A 17,717-nucleotide genomic window follows, 5' to 3' on the forward strand; every position below is an offset into this window, starting at 1 on the left:
AGCATCACCACGCATGGGGGTCTTCGGCATCGACCTGGGCACGACCAACTCGGCAATCGCACGGATCGACGCCGACGGTCGACCCGACGTACTCACGGGCCTGCACGGCGAACCGACGGTGCCGTCGGTCGTCCTCTTCGCCTCGCCCTTCGACCATCTCGTCGGGGAAGGCGCGCGTCGTCAGGCCCGGCTCGACCCCGAGCACGTGTGCGCGCTGGTGAAACGCCGCATGGGCGACGCGGACTGGCGGTTCGCCGCGCACGGCCAGCTGTGGTCGGCGCCGGCGGTCTCCGCGCTGATTCTCGAGAGCCTCGCCGCCGACGCCGAGTTCGCCTGCGGCGAGCCGGTGCGGCGCGCGGTGATCACGGTGCCCGCCTACTTCGGCGACGAGGAACGCAAGGCCACCATCCAGGCGGGCACCTACGCGGGCTTCGACGTCGCCGGGGTGCTGTCGGAGCCCATCGCGGCGGCATTCTCCTACGGGTTCGGCAGACTCGACGGCAGTGTCGACGTCGGTAAGGCAGGCACCAGGGAGACCGTGCTGGTCTACGACCTGGGCGGTGGCACCTTCGACGCCACCGTCATCGAGCTGGCCGACCGGCGCATCTCGGTCCTCGCGGTCGAGGGCGACCACCAGCTCGGCGGCGCCGACTGGGACGAGCGCATCGCCCTGCACCTGTCCCAGCGCTTCTGCGCGGCCAACCCGGACGCCGAGGACCCGCTCGACGATTCGGCCGGATCCCAGATGCTGGTGCTGGCCGCCGAGCGGGCGAAACGCGAACTCAGCGAGGCCGAGAGCACCGAGGTCGTGGTGGCACACGACGGCGCCCGCGCGGTGGTCACCCTCACCCGCGCCGAGGTGGAGGCGATGACCGCCTCGCTGATGCGCCGCACTCTCGACCTGACCCGCGACTGCCTGGCCGAGGCCGCCAAACGCGGTGTCGCGCGGGTCGACCGGCTGCTGCTGGTCGGCGGGTCGTCGCGGATGCCGATGGTGGCGCGCGAGCTGCGCCGGGAGTTCGGGCTCGACGGCGAACTGCGCGACCCGGATCTGTCGGTGGCCCGTGGCGCGGCGCTCTACGGCGAGAAGCTGGAGATGGAGCGGCTCGTCGTCGCCGACCTGGTCACCCGCGGACGGCTGCGCGACGGCGGCTCGGTGTCGGAAGCCGCTCCGGGCGATCTGGAACAGTCGGTGGCCCGCGTGGCGGCCTCGTTCGGGCAGCCGGTGAGCGTGGTGCGGCGGATGCTCGAGATCCAGGTCGACACCGTGGTCTCGCGCGGTTTCGGCGTGTTGGCGCTCGATTCGCACTACGGCCTGGCCGCCGCCTGGTTGGTCCATCGCAACCAGACCCTGCCGGTGCGGGTGCGCCGCTCGTTCGGCACCGTGCGCGCCGACCAGGACCAGATCGAGCTGACCATCGTCGAACAGCAGGGCCAGGCCGAATCGGTGCGGCCGGAGGACACGAAGGTGCTCGTGGAGGGCCGTATCCGCGGGATCCCGCCCGGCTACCCGGCGGGCAGCGAGGTGCGGGTGACCTTCGAGATGGGCTTCGACGGGGTGCTGCACGTGACCGCCTACCACGTGGAGGCCGACATGCCGCTGACGCTGTCGGCGCAGACCGGTGCCACGCTCTCGCAGGCCGATGTCGCTCGCGAACTCGAGCAGGTGCAGCGTTCCCGGCGGCGCGACAGCTAGCGCCATGCAGCCCTTCGACCCCAACGACTACCGCAAGCGCGTGCTGGCCGCGGTGGAGCGCCGCGGCGGCATGGAGCAGTCCGACCCGTTCGAGCTCTACGACATCCCGCTCGAGGAGGCCGAGCGGCTCACCGACGCGGAGGTGGCGGCCCGGGTCGCCGAGGTGTGGGGGTTCTGGCAGCGCCAGCGTGACCATCCCAAATACCGGGTGCTGGTCGGCGTGCTCGTCGACAATCACGAGCGGCTGTCCTACCTGCTGCTGGACGAGTCCGCCCGGCGTGCCGAGGCGCTGCGCATCCGGCGCGAGCGCCAGGAGCGCGACGCCGAACGGTTCGCCATGCTCGACGCCGCCGTCGAGCGGCTGGTGCAGCGCTACGGCGGCGTGCCCGCGGGCAAGGTGGCCGGTCTCGAGGAGATCGGCGCCATGAGCGGATTGAGCGCGGCCGAGGTCGCCGAACGGCTGCGCGGGCATCCGGTGGTGGCCGACGAACCGCGCGCCGAGCCCGCGGCCGCCGCGACGGTCCTCACCGAGCAACGCCGCGCGGAGATCCGCCGATTGCTCGACGAGTGGGCGCGGCTGGTCGACGGCCCGCCCGCCCCGACCCTGCTGGCGTTGCTCGGCCTGGACCCCACCCGCGCCACGGAGACCGCGGAGATCCGCTTGCGCGCGGAGGCATTGCGGGTCCGTGCCCGCGAGCTGCCGCCCGGACGGATGCGCGTGGTGCTCGACGAGCTGCTGGTCCACGTCCGGGATCTGGTGGAGCCGGGCGGCCCGGTCACCGATGCGTACGTGGCCGCGGTGGTGGCCGAGGTGGCCGAGCGGCTGCGGCCCAAGGTGCGGGCCGCGGTGCTGGTGGAGGACCGGCTGGCCGGGGAGGACTACGACTTCCTGCTGGAGGAGGCGGTCGAGCACGGGCTCGACCGGGCCGGCGCCGCCGCCCTGCTCGCCGATCTGGCCCGCGAACTCGGCGCCCAGGTGGAGGCGACGCCCGTGCACACCGGTGCCGCCCCGCCGCGGCCGGGATGGGCCGACACCGCACCGCCGCCGCGGCAGGCCGTCAACGCCTGGATGGAACCGTTGAAGGCGGCCCGTGCGGCATTGCGCGAAGGACGCCCACAGGAGGCGGCCAGGCACATCGCCGACGCCCGCATGCTCGACGTCCACCGGGACGGCACCACCCAGATCCGCTCGGTCGCCGACGACGTCGAACGCGTGCTCGCCGAAGCCGCCGCGCAGTGGCGTTCGGCCGCCACCGCCCGCGCGGGCGCCCGCTACGGCGAGGTGCTGGCGCTGGTCGAGCAGTTGCGCCGCACCGCCCGCGACGTGCCGCCGCCCACCGGCTACGACGTCGGACTCGACGCCCTGGGCCGGGAGGCCGCCGACGCCGTCGCCGAGGCGGACCGGCTCGTCGCCGCCGCCTCCGCCGCGGCCCCGCTCGAACGGGCCCGCCTGCTGAGCCAGGCGCTCACCCGTTGCGCCGACCACGGCCCCGCCGCGGCGGAACTGGCCCGCACCCCCGTGCCCGCCCCGCACGACGTCCGCACCAGCCGCCTGCCGAACGGCTCGGTGCTGATCCGCTGGTCGCCCCCCACCACCGAACCGGCGGACTACCGCGTCACCCGGCGGCAACCGGACGGCTCGTGGCGCGTGGTCGGCCGCACCCGCACCACCGAACTCGAAGACGGCGCCGCCCCCGCCGACACCATGCCGGTCTACGCCGTCGCCACCGCCCTCGCCGGCCGCTACTCCGAGCCCGCCCGCTCGGACGCGGAGGCACAGCCGCGCACCACCGCGCCGGATCACGCTGCCGCCGCGCCGACCACACCGTCCCGCGCCGCCGGCACGCCGCACCCGCCCGACCCTGCGCTCCCCGACGACCCCGTGCCCGGCGGCATCCCCGTCGTCACCAATCCGCGCGAATACGGCGGCCGACTGGTGTTCGACTGGCCCGCCGGTGTCACCGAGGTGATGGTGGTCGTCCGTGGCGACCGGGCGCCGCTCACCCACGACGAGCCGGGCGTCCGCGCGTGGAAGGTCACGAACATGCGCTACGAACTCGACGGCGGCGTCGCGATTCCCGCGGATCTCCCGCGTCCCTGCCACGTCGCGATCGCCTCCTGCCGCCGCGAGGCCGACGGCCGCCTGCGCGTCGCGCCCGGTTTCGCCCCCGCCGCGCGGCTGCGGTGGAGCCACCCGTCCTGAACTCCCGCGACCGGCGGGCGGGCATGGCGCGTGCGCCGGTGCGGCGCGTCATGTGACAAGGTGGGTCGAGTGATACCCAAGTTGATGGCGGTGAGCGACATCCACGTCGGGCACCAGGGCAATCGGCCCGTGGTCGAGCAGATCCGGCCCGATTCGCCGGAGGACTGGCTGATCGTGGCCGGCGACGTGGGGGAGAAGACCGACGACATCCGCTGGGCGCTGCGCCTGCTGCGCGAACGCTTCGCCAAGGTGATCTGGGTGCCGGGCAACCACGAACTGTGGACCACGGCCAAGGACCCGGTGCAGATGCACGGCGTCGCCCGCTACGACTACCTGGTGTCGCTGTGCCGCGACCTGGACGTGGTGACCCCGGAGGACCCGTTTCCGGTGTGGCGCGGCCCGGGCAGCGAGGAGCACGGCGGCGCGGTGACCCTGGTCCCGATGTTCCTGCTCTACGACTATTCGTTCCTGCCCGAGGGCGCCACCGGCAAGGCCGACGGCCTCGCCATCGCCCGTTCCCGCAACGTCGTCGCCACCGACGAGTTCCTGCTCTCACCCGATCCGTATCTCACCCGCGACGCCTGGTGCCATGACCGCCTGCAGGTGACGCAGCGGCGTCTCGAAGCGCTGCCCGCGGGCACCCCGCTGGTGCTGATCAACCACTTCCCGCTCGTTCGCGAACCCACCGATGTGCTGTTCTACCCGGAGTTCGCGCTCTGGTGTGGGACGACCCGCACCGCCGACTGGCACACCCGCTACAACGTGCTGTGCTCGGTCTACGGGCATCTGCACATTCCGCGCACCTCCTACTACGACGGTGTCCGCTTCGAGGAGGTCTCCCTCGGCTACCCGCGCGAATGGCAGCGGCGCGGCCTGCCCGACCGCCTGCTGCGCCAGATCCTGCCCGCGCCGGAATACCCGCCCGGCACGCTGAACAAGTGGGGCGGCCACTTCCGACTCACCCCCGAGATGGAGGCGGCGGCAGCGGAGATGCGCGCCAAGGCACAGCGCAGGCGCGGACTGTGAGGCGGCCGTCGATTGTCGGGAAGCGCTCGGTTCGCCCGCGGGGGAGGGTCGCCCGGCTCGGCTAGGCTCGCAACCGATGATCGAGAACATTCTGCCCAGCGGGGTGGCCGCTGCCGAGCTGCTGGAGTACCCGGAGGATCTGAAGCCGCACCCGGCCGAGGAACATCTGATCGCCCAGTCGGTGGAGAAGCGCCGTCGCGACTTCATCGGTGCCAGGCACTGCGCGCGCCTGGCGCTGCGTGAACTCGGCGAGCCGCCGGTGGCGATCGGCAAGGGGGAGCGGGGCGCGCCGGTGTGGCCGCGCGGCATCGTCGGCAGCCTCACCCACTGCGACGGCTACCGGGCCGCGGCGCTGGCGCACAAGATCCGGTTCCGCTCGGTCGGTATCGACGCCGAGCCGCACGGCCCGCTGCCCGACGGCGTGCTCGACTCGGTGAGCCTGCCGCAGGAGCGGGAGTGGCTGCGCCGCACCGATTCCGGCCTGCACCTGGACCGGCTGCTGTTCTGCGCCAAGGAAGCCACCTACAAGGCATGGTTCCCGCTCACCGGGCGCTGGCTCGGCTTCGAGGACGCGCACATCACCTTCACCGTCGAGGAGGACGGCGCGGGCGGCGGTTCGGGCACCTTCCACACCGATCTGCTGGTGCCGGGCCAGACCACCGACGGTGGCCTGCCGCTGACCTCGTTCGACGGACGCTGGCTGATCGCCGACGGGCTGATCCTGACCGCGATCGTGCACGACTGATGGGCGAGCGCAGCGCACCGACGCGCCGCGTCGACCCGCTCGGCGGGCTGCTCGTCGTCGACAAGGACGGCGGCATGACCAGCCACGACGTCGTCGCGCGCTGCCGGAAGATCCTGGGCACCAGGAAGATCGGGCACGCGGGCACCCTCGACCCGATGGCCACCGGCGTGCTGGTGCTCGGCGTGGAGCGGGCCACCAAGCTGCTCGGGCTGCTCACCCTCACCACCAAGGCCTACACCGCGACCATCCGCCTCGGCAGTGCCACCACCACCGACGACGCCGAGGGCGAGGTGCTCACCACCGTCCCCGCGGGCCACCTCGGCGACGCCGAGATCGCCGCGGGGGTGACGGCGCTGACCGGCGACATCCAGCAGGTGCCCGCCACCGTCAGCGCGATCAAGATCGGCGGCGAGCGCGCGTACGCCCGCCACCGCGCGGGGGAGCAGGTCGCGTTGGCCGCGCGGCCGGTGACGGTGTCGCGCTTCGAGATCCTGGCTCGCCGCGACGTCGCCGGATTCGTCGACCTCGACGTGGTGGTGGAGTGCTCCTCGGGTACCTACGTGCGGGCGCTGGCCCGAGATCTGGGTGCGGCGCTCGGTGTCGGCGGCCACCTGACGGCGCTGCGCCGCACCCGGGTGGGCCCGTTCACCCTCGACCACGCCCGCACGCTCGACGCGCTCGCCGACGAGCCTCGGCTGAACCTCGACATGGACGAGGCCGTGCGAATCGCCTTCCCGCACCGGGAGATCGACACCCGCGAGGCGGAGTCGCTGCGCGACGGCCGCTGGCTCGACCCGGTCGGCATCCCCGGTGTGTACGCCGCCCTGACCGCCGACGGCACCGCCATCGCGCTGCTCGAGGAGAAGGGCAAGCGCGCCTCGCCGGTGTTCGTGGTGCGCCCGCGCGGACTGGTGGACTGACCGCGACTGGTGGCTGCGTCGGATCTCCTCGGCGGGGCCGGATCTGCCCGGCCGCGCCCGGTCGCCGTCGGCCTAGTGGGCGAGCCAGATGGCCTCGGCCGCGGGACGGCCCAGGTCGACGGCGCCCTCGGAGCCGCCGATCCGCACCGCGATGGTGCCCGCGAAGTCGCGGCGCTCCACCACCTCGATGACGGTGTCCAGCGCGACGCCGACCGCGTCGAAGTAGCGCAGCATGTCCGGGTCGGAGTCGGAGATGCGGGCCACCCGGCCGGACTGGCCGGCCTCGAAATCGCTGAGCTGGCGCGCGGGCGGGGTGGGCACATCCCCGTCGACCGAGGGAATCGGGTCGCCGTGCGGATCGCGGTCGGGGTACCCGAGCTTGGCGTCGATGCGGGCCATCAGCAGCTCCGAGACCGCGTGCTCGAGCACCTCGGCCTCGTCGTGCACCTCGTCCCAGCCGTAGCCGAGCTCGTTCACCAGGAACGTCTCGATCAGTCGGTGCCTGCGCACCATCGCCACGGCGGCGCGGCGGCCGTGGTCGGTCAGCGCGATCGAGCCGTAGCGGGCGTGCTCGACCAGCCCCTGATCGGCCAGCTTGCGCACCGCCTCGGACACCGTCGACGCCGACACCCCGATGCGCTCGGCCAGCAGTTTGGTGGAGACCTTCTCCTGCGACCACTCCTGCGCGGTCCAGATGACCTTCAGATAATCCTGGGCGACCGAGGTCAGCTCCGGCGCGGCGGTCGCGGGACCGTCGCCCGCGGCACCTGCGGCGGGATCGTTCAGCTCGCGACGAGTGGCGACATCTCGTTTACCGGGCACATCTGCGAGCTTATGCACTCGGTCGCCGATCCACACATCCCACGACCGTGTTCACCGGCCGTACACCGGGCCGGAAGCGACGTGTGACTTGGGCTGGCCGGAATACTGTTCCCCCCGCGTCTTGCGTAGGCTGCGCGTGTGCAGAGATGGCGAAGTCTCGACGACAAGGTGCCGCGACCTCGACAGAACTTCGTTCTCTAGGTCTCTGACCAGCGCTTTTGTCCAAGCTTGAAGCGCCCGCAACCCCCCGCGTGCCCCCGCGTCCCCCCGCCGTTTTTCTCCCAAAGTGACACTCAAAGTTGGAGAGAAACCCCCCGCTTTCCCCCTGCCTGTATGCCACTCATGGCCCGGTCGTGAGACGCCCCGCGAGCCCCGTTTCACGACCGACGCCATCCCAGCCACAGCCCGTACAAGCCCGCTGCCGACACCCCCACCGCCACCGGAACAGACGTCACCGTCAACATCTGGTCGTAGTGGTCCTGCATGAACGTCGGTGCCGCGATCAACGTGTACACCGTCAACCCAGCCGACCCCAATGCCGCCAACGCCGCGAACGTCATCGCCGCCAACAGCCGCGCACCCCGCAGCCGCCGCACCGTCGACACCACGATCAACACACACGACGCAACCACCACCACCGCCAGCGAGTTCTGATACGACTCGTTCGCCGTGATAGCCACAGCCCCCAACCGCGACGCCACCACCGCCACCGCCATCAACACGACCACCAACACTCCCCACGGACTCCTCCACTGCTCCCGCCGCGGATCCCGCAACGGAATCAGGCCCAGCAGCCCGCACGCGGCCATGATGGTGAGCGTGTGCGCCAGGTCGCTGACGTGGTCGGCGCCGACCGGGTTACCGAGGGTGGTGTCGATCCAGGTGTCGAACGGGTGCGCTTGGGCTGCGAACCCGGCCGCGAGTAGGAACGTGGCGATCGTCAGCGACCGCGACGCCCCGAGATTGGGTGGGCGGCGGTGTGGTGGCGGTCGCCAGATGCTCAGCCGCGCGAATGCTGTCACTGCGAGCAAGACGACCGAGAACCACACAACCGCAGGGTATGCCTGCCCTCAGACAGATAACGGACAGTTGGCTAAAAACGGGCTACTCTCCCCCCAACGCCGCGAGCCACGGCCCGCCGCCGGGGTTGTCTCTGTCCGCCAGGTCGATCGCTTCGCGCAGGACGTCCACAATGGAGACACCGAGTACCTGACAAACTCTGTCGAGGGCGTTGATCCTCCACTCGCTCTCGTTCCATTCGAGGCGCACATAGGAGTTCTTCGGCATCCCCGCCGCCGTCCAAACCTCGCGTTGGGTCAGGCCGGCGGCTTCGCGTCTCTCGGTGATCACGCGTCCGACTGCTCGGTTGAGGTCTCGGCTTCGCAGTTCCACATCTCACCCTAACGCGAATGTACTGCGTTGGCGGGGTACTCCAATCGCCTGCAAACTGATGGCGACATTTGCTTGCGGTACCCGCTGGTGGGTACTAGAGTCATCGATGTCCGCAATAATAAGGACCAGTTTCCACCCAATTTACCGCGTCTCTCGACCCACCGTCGGGGGAGGACCAGCAATGCGCAGGACCTCATAGGCGAGCCGAGACCGCGGGCAACACAACCACATTGGGGCCAGCCCATGACCCCACCCCAGCGAACCCTCAGCCCAGGGTTCGCGCCCCCTCGCTACCTGCGCAGCTGATCAACCCGACCGCAATCCATCGCGTTCGGGGCGTTGAAACTCGCCAGTAGCAACCCCCACGCAACAGTCGCCTGTCGAGTACAACGGCAGGCCCAACCCCAGGACCGGTCACCGATGCTCGATCAGCCCCCACCAGACCCAGCAAGGATCCTCCCGTCACTCATCGAGTTGGGCATCCTTGTGATGCGTGACCCGGTCGGTGCCGTCAACTTTGTCCCCGACAGCTGCGGCCAGCTATGGAAGCGCATCGGCCGAATCACCGTCTCCTGCCGCACCGCGATCATCGACGTGTGGCCGTGTGGAGGCAGCCACGTCACCAGCGAAGACCTGGCGACATTGGAGGCACGGGCAATTGATGCGTGGATGCGGCCCCCGTCGAAGACCGGCGAGTGGGCGACCTGCCCGGAGGGGGAGTACGGGCCGGTGTGGGAATCGATCGTGACGGTGCCGGTGTTGTGCCCGATCTTCCCGCCGGTAACCCGCTTCGACTCCGCGGCATAGCACTGAAACCGCAAGTGGCGGGCACCCTTACGGGTGCCCGCCACTTTTTGTGTCTTGGGGGGTTACTTGCTGCGGGTTTTCGCTTGACGTCGCGCTTTCGTGTTCTGCTCTCCACTGTCACGCTTGGCCGGCGCGGGCGTGGGGGTGACACCAAGACGTTGCCCGAGTATCTCGTACAGCTGTTCGTTGCTGAGGGTCAGCTCCGGTTTCTCGGGGGATTGGCCCAGCTCTTGGGGGGTAGCGAGTCCAGCGTTGATCATGACCTCGGAGAGGGGCCGGTTGAACTCATTGGCTACGCGTTTGACTGTGTCGTAGTTGGGTTTGGCATCGCTGGATCGGCGCCACACGGACGGGGTGGAGGCCGCGACGTCGATCCGCCGGGCGAATTCGGCGAAGGAAGTGATGCCGTGGGTGTTCATCAGCATTTCGACGTATCTCCACCAGGGCGTGTCCACGGGGGTGCTCCTGGTGTCGGCCTGTCTGGTCACGATGGGGCCTTTCGGTCTCGTGGGGCTCCTACTTGCCGGTAGGGTCCTTGGTCCTCTCGATGGTATCGAGTTGATGCCGAAAACGAAACACTCCAGATTAGACAGTGTAGTGCTTCACACAGTCGGTTTCAGCATAACCGCTGATAGGCCGCGTGTGATGCATTGTGTGCCCGTTTGCATGACTAGCACTCACCAGACTTGTCATTTCCGAGTGTAGACACTAAACTCAAGTTTGCATTCAACAACGCGCACCTCGTGGATGCTCCCTCGACGAGAAAGCCCGCCCCCACTGGCATGAGGACGGGCCGACACACCACGCCTCAACTCACCGAAAGGACGTGGCATGCCCACACCAAATCATAACCCCCGACCCCCACAGGCGAGCGCACTCCGCCGCATCACCGACCACGCGAAGATCACCGCCTGCATCCTCGGCCTGACCGCGCTGTGGACACTCATCCTCCTCGCCCTCGACTGGACCAACACCCCCTGGATCGGGCTCGCATGAACCCCGCTCTCTTTCGCGAACTCCCGCGCACCGAGCACGGCAGCCCTGAATGGCTCGAAGCCCGTCTCGCCGGCATCGGCTCCTCCGAAGTGTCTGGTCTGCTCGGGCTCGTCGACTGGGACTCCCCATACACGATCTGGCTCCGCAAGACCCGCCGCGCCCCAGCGGACTCCGGCATCGACACCGAGGCCATGTTCTGGGGCCGCAAACTCGAACCGGTCATCCGGGAAGTCGCCTGTGAACGTCTCGGCCTCACCGTCGAAACACCCGGCACGCTCGCTTCGATCGAACGACCACACATGCTCTACTCGCCGGACGGTCTATTTTCCGACGGCGGACTGCTCGAATGCAAAAACACCGCCTGGTTCATGCAGTCGCTGTGGGATGGGCAGATCCCCGACCATGCCGAGGTCCAGTTGCACCACGGCATGTACGTGACTGGCGCACGCCACGCCTATGCCGCCGGATTGATCGGCGGGAACCGACTGGAAATCGTTCGGATCGAGCGGAACGACCGGTTGATCGAACTGTGCGTCGACGCCTGCGACCGGTTCTGGCGCGATCACGTCGTCGCTGATGTGGAACCGCCGATCAGGGGCACATCCGCTGACCGCGCGGCCGTCGACCGGATGCACCCGTACGTCGGCGGAGACCTACACGTAACCCGTCAACAGATCAGCCGCCTTCACGCCGAGTACTTGGCAGCCAAGGAAGCTGAGAGCACTGCAGCGAAGCGGAAGAAGGCCGCTGGCAACCAGATCCTCGCGCTGATGGACGGCCACGATCGCCTCCTGGTCGGGGATGAGCCGTGGGTCGCGCTGAAGAACGGCCGCTTCTGTGAGGCGAAGTTCCGGGACGCCGAGCCGGAATTGTACGCCGAGTACTTGACCCGACAGGCGTTCGACGCTTCCGCGCTACGGAACGACCACCCCGGTGTCTACCGCAAGTACCAGTCCAAAACCCTTGACCTGAAAGAGGTGGCCTGATGGCCCGCAACATCGTCGACCGCATCGAACAGAACACTCACATCGAACAGGCAGACAACAAGCCGCCATCGCTCCAGCAGCAGATCCGCGACATGGAGCAGCAGTTCAAGATGGCCATGCCCCGCGGCGCCGAAGCGGCGCAGCTCGTGCGGGACGCGCTCACCTGCTTGCGGCAGACCCCGAAGCTCGCCGAATGTGACCCCGCCACGGTTCTCGGATCACTGATGAGCTGCGCACAGCTCGGACTGCGACCCGGCGTGCTCGGTCACGCATGGCTGCTTCCCTTCTGGGACAGCAAGTTCGAATGGACCGACGCCTCCGGCCGTAGCCGCAAAGGCGCCAATCGCGCGCAGTTGGTGATCGGCTATCAAGGTCTCGTCGACCTGGCGCACCGCTCCGGCAAGATCGCGTCGTTGATCGCGCGCACCGTGTACGAGAACGACACGTTCGATGTGGACTACGGTCTCGCGGACTCGCTCGTCCACAAGCCCGTCATGAAGGGCCCCCGCGGTGAGCCGATTGCCTTCTACGCCATCGCGAAGTTCACCACCGGCGGGCATGCGTTCCTCGTCATGACCTACGACGAGATGGTCGAGTTCTGCGAGAAGCACACCAAGTCCAAGGGCAAGTACGGGCCGTGGAAGGACAACTTCGAGAGCATGGCGCACAAGACGTGCGTCCGGCAGCTGGCGAAGTGGATGCCGAAGTCCACGGAGTTCGCGCGCGCCATCGAGCACGACGAAGCCGTGCGTGTTGATCTCACGCCCGATGCGATCGACCGTCCGATCCACATCGAATCGGAGGTGATCGACGCCGAACATGTCGACGACGATGTAGTGCAGGACGCGCCGACAGACTACTACGAGGACGTGCCACCCGCCGGTGACAGCGGCATGTTCCCGCCCGAGACGGGGGAGTAGGCGATGACCCTCCCGATGGACGGCGCCTGGCTCGTCTTCCCCCAAGCCGGCGAACATGAAGGGGAAGGCGGCGACGCCTACGAAGTCATGAACTTCGGAGACCAGGAACTCGCGGCCCTCCGAGAAGCCAACCGACGCGACGGATTCCGCGCCGTCTACGTCCTGCCCGGCCAAACCATCCTGGAAGCGCTGGGGCGGCAGACATGACCATGCCCACCCTGTGGTTGGGCATGCCGCTCGCGGCCTTCGACGTGGAAAGCACAGGAGTGTCGGTCACGACCGACCGGGTTGTGACCGCCTCCGTGCTACGCATCGACGGCCCCGACGTCCATGCCCGCAACTTCCTCGCGAACCCAGGAATCCCCATCCCGCAAGCCGCAACCGACATCCACGGATACACCACCGAGTACGCCGAAAAGTACGGGCGCCCACACCCGGAAGTCATCGCCGACATCGTCGACGAACTGTACGCATGCTGGGCCGAAGGACGAGTCGTCGCCTGCTACAACGGGTCCTTCGACTTCACCATCCTCGCCACCCACCACCAGGGGTTCGAGGTCCGCGGGCCGATCTTCGACGCCTACATAGCCGACAAACACGTCGACCGGTACCGGCCAGGCTCCCGGAAACTGTCCGCAACATGCATCCACTACGGCATCCAATTGGATGACGCACACGATGCCCAAGCGGATGCCCTCGCCGCAGCCCGCCTCGCCTGGAAAATGCCCCGCATCTACCCCGAACTCGCCACCCTCACCGCGCCCGAACTCATGGCCGCCCAAACCCGATGGCACAGCGAGCAAACCGCAAGCTTCATCGACTACCTCCGCCGCAAAAACCTCCCATCCGACGACGTCCGCCACGGATGGCCCATCTCCCACGCCCCCGAAAGCGAAGCAGCATGACCACCGCCAGCGTCCACAGCGCAGCAGCCATCCGACGCCTCCGATCGATCGGATACGTCCCCGCCGACCCGGTACGTGAACGACTGCAACAGTTCCACGCCGCCGGAGTCGTCGAAACCCGGCTCGCACACGGCCTCGGCATCTCCGCCCGCACCATCAACGGCATCCGCCGCGGACTCTCCCGCCACGCCCACCGAAACATCGCCGAACGGGTCCTCAACCTCACAGTCGAAGAAGCCACCATCCGCTTCGGACGCCCCACCCCCATGGTCGATGACGTCGTACTGGGCCGGCTCCTCGCTGGACGAGATGAGTCGATCGCCAGCTACGACAAACCCGCCTACGCCCACGCCCTCCACCAGCGCGGCTGGCTCAAAACCCACATCGCCGACACCCTCCATGTCTCCGGCGCCACCATCAACAAGATCCTGGGGACCGCGGCGTGAAGGACAGAACCTACATCGCATCCCAAGTTCCCGCCCTAGGGCCTGGACGAGTTCAAAAGGTGTACAAGATGCGGGTGGCTCGCGGCCTCGCCAGCACCCTCGTCGACAGCACCCCCATTCGTGAACACCTCACCTGGCTCCACGAACTCGGATTCTCCGACTGGGCTATAGCCGCCGCCGCAGTACTACCACAACGCACCGTCTGGCAAGTCCGCACCGGCGTCTACGACAAGACCCGCATCCACCACGCAATGCTGCTCCGCAACGTCACCCACGTACCCACCCCCGCGCAAGCCGACATGCTGGTGCCAGCACTCGGCGCCGCACGCCGGATCCGCGCACTCCAAGCGATCGGCCACACCTACCCCAGTCTCGAACAACACCGAGGCTGGAAAGCAGGCACGGTCCGTTCAGCCTGCGACCACCAGCAAATCCGGGGCGCTACCTGGCTGGCGATCGAAAGCCTCTTCAACGAACTGTCAGGCACCCCGGGCCCGTCCAAGCTCGGCGTGAAGCGCGCCCGCGCCGCCGGCTTCCCGCCCCCGATCGCATGGGAAGGCGTCGACATCGACCACCCCGACAGCACACCAATCCTCGACACGACCGCGCCAGAACAGACAGCCGTCGACGAAGTCCTCGTCGCCCGCATCCTCGCTGGCGCCCACCGCGGCCCCGTCCCCAACGCTGAACGCGCAGCCGTGCTCGACCACGCCGTCCACAACAGGTGGGTTGCGCGGCAACTCGCCAACGCACTCCGCATCAGCCACGACGCCGCCGATCGAGCCCTTGTCCGACACCGCGCGAAGCTACGCCAACAGCAGGAGGCGGCATGACCAATCTCTGTGCCTCCACCCGCAAAAGCAAGCTGTACAGGTGGCGCAAAGCCAACAGCATCGCCGTCTACCGCCCCGCCGGACCTGTCCGCGACCACATCCATGCCCTCTACGCGCTCGACGTCACTGCCCCCATGATCGGGACCGCAGCTGGCTGCACTGAACAAGCAATCCGCGCCATCGCCAACGGCGCCGCCCGACAGGTGCGCGTTCAGCTCGCCGAGCGCATCCTCGCCGTCACCCACGCCCCCCACCCAGGCCAGAAGCTTGTCCTGGCGGTCGGCGCCTTCCGGCGAATCCGCGCACTCAACGCTATCGGATGGCCCACTACCGACCTCGCCGCCCGCCTAGGGCTACGCGATCCCAGCAACCTCAACCAGTCCATCAACCGCCCGCACATGACCTATCTGCGGTGGGCGGCGATCCGCGACCTCTACGAGGAACTGTCGGGAACCCCCGGTCCAAGACCCGACACCGCACGGCGTTGCCGCACCAAACCGGCGCCACCGCTGGCGTGGGAGGGCCGCGACATCGACGACCCCCGCGCGCAGCCGGACTGGAAAGCGATGGGCGTCAAGCTCTCGGAACGGCCCGTCTGCCCGAATGGGCACCGCTACAGCGACGGAAACCTGGCCTATGACAGCCGCGGGCATCGTCGCTGCCGCGCCTGCTCTGCCGCCGCCAACCACAGGAGAGAGCAGCGACACGGCTCGTCCGTTGCGTACGATCGAAACTAAAGTGTAGTCTCCAAACTACAGCTCCTGTTGGCTGGACGCCACCAGGAAAAGCGCGAACGGCGCACCCGCCTGGACAGTAGGTGCGCCGCTCGAAGTACGCGTAGGAGGCGCGTACACGCCTGGAATCAAAGAGATTCCGGCAACAGCCCGTAGGAGGCGGGCTCCCCATGAGCGTATCACGCAGACTCCTTTTCGAGGTAGTCGCCCACGAAGGAGCGCAGCAGTGAAAGCTGTCTGGCTGTCATCGACCTACTACCTCGACCCCGCGATCGCAAGCCTCCCGCACGCCGACGCAGAACGGCTGTTCACACGCGCCCTCGCCTACTGCGGCGCCGCCGAAACACGCGGATTCGTGCCCAAAAGTGTGCTGAAAACGTTCGGAATTCGCGCGGTTTCCAAGCGAGTTTCGGAGCTGATTAGTGCCGGAATCTGGGTCGAAACCGACACCGATTCGGAGGGTCGCAGCAACCCTGGCTACCGGTTCAAAGCATGGGCCAACTGGAACGGGACTGGCGATGACCTGCTCGAACGCCGCAAAGCTGACCGCGAACGGCAGCGCCGCGCACGCGACAAGAAGGCCCAGCAATCCCAAACCGTGTCACGTGACACCTCACGTGACGTCACGCCCCCAGAGGAGAGTAGAGGAGAAGAGAATAAGAACGACTCACGTGACAACGCATCTCCAGTAAGTGACGCGCGAGCGCGCGAAGCGGCCGACGTGGACCTCGAAGCCGCACTCGCTAAACCCGGACCGGTCGTCGACATCGACGGACGCAAACTCGTCCGCAGCGTGATCCCCGACAGCGAACCCGCTGCCGTCCGAACCGAACTCGCCCTCCAAGCCAGCGCCATGCTGCGACAGGACCCGCCTATCCCTGCTGAAGACATCCGCGCTGGCCTCAAACTCTGGCTCTCCAAGCCTGAACTCGGTCCGCGGTCACTGCCTTCGCTCGTCTCCACAATCAGCCGCGGGCGAAATGCTCCCGCCGCAGCCTCAACGCCATCCGGCCCCCGCGTGGCGGCATCCGACCGCAAGCAGCGCGAGCAGGCCGCCGTCTTCGAAGAGGTGCGGCGCCGTGCCACCCAACCAGCAACGCAGTCGCCGCTGATCCAAATCGTCGACGCCGAACCGTTCGACGCCGATGTCACGACCTACGAGAACTGGACCGAAACCGCATGACCGCCCCCGATACCTACTACCTCGATGCCGCACAGGCAGTCGTGGACAACCTGCAAACGTTCGACCTGTGGTTCCCGAAGATCGGCGCCGCCGCGGTCGCGGCATGGGCTGCTCACTTCGAGGCGTCCGGCCTGTCCGCGGAAGACCTCGTCGCCGGCGTGGATCACGCCCGCGCCCAGCACATCAAGGTCGCTCAGGCGCGAGCTGAAGCACGGTCCGAACCTGTCGAGCAGTTCCGTCCGACCCCGGACATGATCGTCAGCCACGCTCACGCCGCGCGCCGCGATGTGCTGGCGAGTCTGCCGAAAGAGCGTGTCACGGAGATGGAGATGGCGAACCACATCCTCCAGGAGATGGGGTTCACGCCGCAGAAAGCGCACCGCCTGTCGCGTGATATCGCGCTGGCGGTCGCGTTGAAGCGACCCGCCCAGCATAACTTGACCGCTGCCGAGTTGGAGGAGTTCAAGGGTCGGGTTGCCGCGGCGAAGCAGGCTGCGATCAGTCACGTCGATCGGCGCCGCGAGATCGCCTCCACCATCAAGCTCGCCAACCTGTTCGGCATCGAGTCGAAGCAAGGGAGGGCGTCGTGAACCGCGCCGACACTACCCAGGTTCTCGAACTGGTCGCCGGATACGACTGCCGGGAGATCACCGCCGACCTCATCAGCGAATGGCACACCGCGATCGGGCATCTCGATCGTGCCGTCGCCGAGGAAGCTGTCCACATCCACCACAAGACCACTGGCTTCCGCATCACCCCCGAAGCCGTCCTCGACATCACCCAACAAATCCAAACCCGCACCACCACAACACCCAACCGCAAACGACGCGCACGCATGGGCACCTACACCATCACCGGCGCCATCAACGACCACTGCCCCGACTGCGGAGCCCAACCCGGCCACACCTGCACCCGCCACGGCCACGAAACAGCCATGCCCTGCATCAGCCGACTCCTCGGACGACCCGTCGGCAACCGGCAACAATCCGCCCACTAAACGGACCAGAGTCGGGTTAACGACCTAGACGCAGTCCAGTCAAACGGCCCCCTGTAAGCCCCCAAACCGCCCGCCGCACCCCGAGACATTCGGGAGGGCGTGAAAA

General features: G+C 68.1%; 21 protein-coding genes. 17 read left to right on the forward strand and 4 right to left on the reverse strand.

The annotated features are described in order from the left end of the window. Positions 1 to 13 precede the first annotated feature (13 nt). The 5 genes from AMO33_RS28590 (at position 14) to truB (ending at position 6,590) form a co-directional block, all read left to right on the forward strand. Entirely contained in the window at positions 14 to 1,696 is a 1,683-nt protein-coding gene (locus tag AMO33_RS28590; protein ID WP_060594903.1) for an Hsp70 family protein, read from the forward strand. A gap of 4 nt (positions 1,697 to 1,700) precedes the next feature. After that, positions 1,701 to 3,899: a fibronectin type III domain-containing protein gene (locus tag AMO33_RS28595; RefSeq protein ID WP_060594904.1), complete on the forward strand. Its 2,199-nt coding sequence runs from the start codon at positions 1,701 to 1,703 to the stop codon at positions 3,897 to 3,899. A gap of 69 nt (positions 3,900 to 3,968) precedes the next feature. After that, positions 3,969 to 4,925: a metallophosphoesterase family protein gene (locus AMO33_RS28600; protein WP_086841147.1), complete on the forward strand. Its 957-nt coding sequence runs from the start codon at positions 3,969 to 3,971 to the stop codon at positions 4,923 to 4,925. A gap of 76 nt (positions 4,926 to 5,001) precedes the next feature. Beyond that, positions 5,002 to 5,670, forward strand: coding sequence for a 4'-phosphopantetheinyl transferase Npt (npt, locus tag AMO33_RS28605; RefSeq protein WP_060594905.1), 669 nt, complete (start codon positions 5,002 to 5,004; stop codon positions 5,668 to 5,670). Next, positions 5,670 to 6,590 (forward strand): tRNA pseudouridine(55) synthase TruB, encoded by a 921-nt coding sequence (gene truB / locus AMO33_RS28610; protein WP_060594906.1) that lies wholly within the window; start codon positions 5,670 to 5,672, stop codon positions 6,588 to 6,590. The genes npt and truB overlap by 1 nt, the downstream gene beginning before the upstream one ends. Positions 6,591 to 6,662: 72 nt before the next feature. Here the strand turns inward: truB and AMO33_RS28615 are convergent, their stop codons facing one another. From AMO33_RS28615 to AMO33_RS28625, 3 genes are all read right to left on the reverse strand, one after another. Beyond that, positions 6,663 to 7,376, reverse strand: a complete 714-nt coding sequence (locus tag AMO33_RS28615; RefSeq protein ID WP_060595199.1) for a metal-dependent transcriptional regulator — start codon at positions 7,374 to 7,376, stop codon at positions 6,663 to 6,665. Between the two features lie 413 nt (positions 7,377 to 7,789). Further along, entirely contained in the window at positions 7,790 to 8,434 is a 645-nt protein-coding gene (locus AMO33_RS28620; RefSeq protein WP_139337615.1) for a hypothetical protein, read from the reverse strand. Between the two features lie 82 nt (positions 8,435 to 8,516). Beyond that, the gene (locus tag AMO33_RS28625) at positions 8,517 to 8,762 is read right to left on the reverse strand and encodes a helix-turn-helix domain-containing protein (RefSeq protein ID WP_060594908.1); all 246 of its coding nucleotides are present in this window, start codon (positions 8,760 to 8,762) and stop codon (positions 8,517 to 8,519) included. Between the two features lie 516 nt (positions 8,763 to 9,278). Here AMO33_RS28625 and AMO33_RS28630 point away from each other — a divergent pair. Next, positions 9,279 to 9,611 carry a hypothetical protein gene (locus AMO33_RS28630; protein ID WP_062954178.1) on the forward strand — a complete coding sequence of 111 codons (333 nt, stop codon included), beginning with the start codon at positions 9,279 to 9,281 and terminating at the stop codon, positions 9,609 to 9,611. A 62-nt stretch (positions 9,612 to 9,673) separates the two neighbouring features. Here AMO33_RS28630 and AMO33_RS28635 read toward each other — a convergent pair whose 3' ends face one another. Beyond that, entirely contained in the window at positions 9,674 to 10,066 is a 393-nt protein-coding gene (locus tag AMO33_RS28635; RefSeq protein WP_139337614.1) for a hypothetical protein, read from the reverse strand. 376 nt (positions 10,067 to 10,442) lie between these two features. Between AMO33_RS28635 and AMO33_RS31845 the strand changes: the two genes are divergently transcribed. The 11 genes from AMO33_RS31845 to AMO33_RS28680 all read left to right on the forward strand — a co-directional run bounded on the left by AMO33_RS31845 (position 10,443) and on the right by AMO33_RS28680 (position 17,611). Next, on the forward strand, positions 10,443 to 10,607 hold the full coding sequence (locus AMO33_RS31845) for a hypothetical protein (protein WP_159005521.1): 165 nt from the start codon (positions 10,443 to 10,445) through the stop codon (positions 10,605 to 10,607). Then, complete coding sequence (locus AMO33_RS28640; protein WP_060594911.1) at positions 10,604 to 11,593, forward strand: YqaJ viral recombinase family nuclease; 990 nt, start codon at positions 10,604 to 10,606, stop codon at positions 11,591 to 11,593. Before AMO33_RS31845 ends, AMO33_RS28640 begins: the two co-directional genes overlap by 4 nt. Then, complete coding sequence (gene recT / locus AMO33_RS28645) at positions 11,593 to 12,513, forward strand: recombination protein RecT (RefSeq protein WP_076574194.1); 921 nt, start codon at positions 11,593 to 11,595, stop codon at positions 12,511 to 12,513. Before AMO33_RS28640 ends, recT begins: the two co-directional genes overlap by 1 nt. A 3-nt stretch (positions 12,514 to 12,516) precedes the next feature. Further along, positions 12,517 to 12,720 (forward strand): hypothetical protein, encoded by a 204-nt coding sequence (locus AMO33_RS28650; RefSeq protein WP_060594912.1) that lies wholly within the window; start codon positions 12,517 to 12,519, stop codon positions 12,718 to 12,720. After that, positions 12,717 to 13,418, forward strand: a complete 702-nt coding sequence (locus AMO33_RS28655) for an exonuclease domain-containing protein (RefSeq protein ID WP_060594913.1) — start codon at positions 12,717 to 12,719, stop codon at positions 13,416 to 13,418. Before AMO33_RS28650 ends, AMO33_RS28655 begins: the two co-directional genes overlap by 4 nt. Further along, positions 13,415 to 13,864, forward strand: coding sequence for a hypothetical protein (locus tag AMO33_RS28660; RefSeq protein ID WP_060594914.1), 450 nt, complete (start codon positions 13,415 to 13,417; stop codon positions 13,862 to 13,864). Before AMO33_RS28655 ends, AMO33_RS28660 begins: the two co-directional genes overlap by 4 nt. 59 nt (positions 13,865 to 13,923) lie before the next feature. Beyond that, positions 13,924 to 14,697, forward strand: a complete 774-nt coding sequence (locus tag AMO33_RS28665; protein ID WP_060594915.1) for a hypothetical protein — start codon at positions 13,924 to 13,926, stop codon at positions 14,695 to 14,697. Then, complete coding sequence (locus AMO33_RS28670; RefSeq protein WP_060594916.1) at positions 14,694 to 15,434, forward strand: hypothetical protein; 741 nt, start codon at positions 14,694 to 14,696, stop codon at positions 15,432 to 15,434. The genes AMO33_RS28665 and AMO33_RS28670 overlap by 4 nt, the downstream gene beginning before the upstream one ends. Positions 15,435 to 15,657: 223 nt before the next feature. Continuing rightward, on the forward strand, positions 15,658 to 16,614 hold the full coding sequence (locus tag AMO33_RS31850) for a hypothetical protein (protein ID WP_139337613.1): 957 nt from the start codon (positions 15,658 to 15,660) through the stop codon (positions 16,612 to 16,614). Further along, positions 16,611 to 17,204 (forward strand): hypothetical protein, encoded by a 594-nt coding sequence (locus tag AMO33_RS28675; RefSeq protein WP_060594917.1) that lies wholly within the window; start codon positions 16,611 to 16,613, stop codon positions 17,202 to 17,204. Before AMO33_RS31850 ends, AMO33_RS28675 begins: the two co-directional genes overlap by 4 nt. Then, a complete protein-coding gene (locus AMO33_RS28680; RefSeq protein ID WP_060594918.1) occupies positions 17,201 to 17,611 on the forward strand; it encodes a hypothetical protein in 411 nt (136 codons plus the stop codon). Before AMO33_RS28675 ends, AMO33_RS28680 begins: the two co-directional genes overlap by 4 nt. Positions 17,612 to 17,717 lie beyond the last annotated feature (106 nt).

Source organism: Nocardia farcinica, assembly GCF_001182745.1.
In the GTDB taxonomy this organism is placed as follows: Bacteria; Actinomycetota; Actinomycetes; order Mycobacteriales; family Mycobacteriaceae; genus Nocardia; species Nocardia farcinica.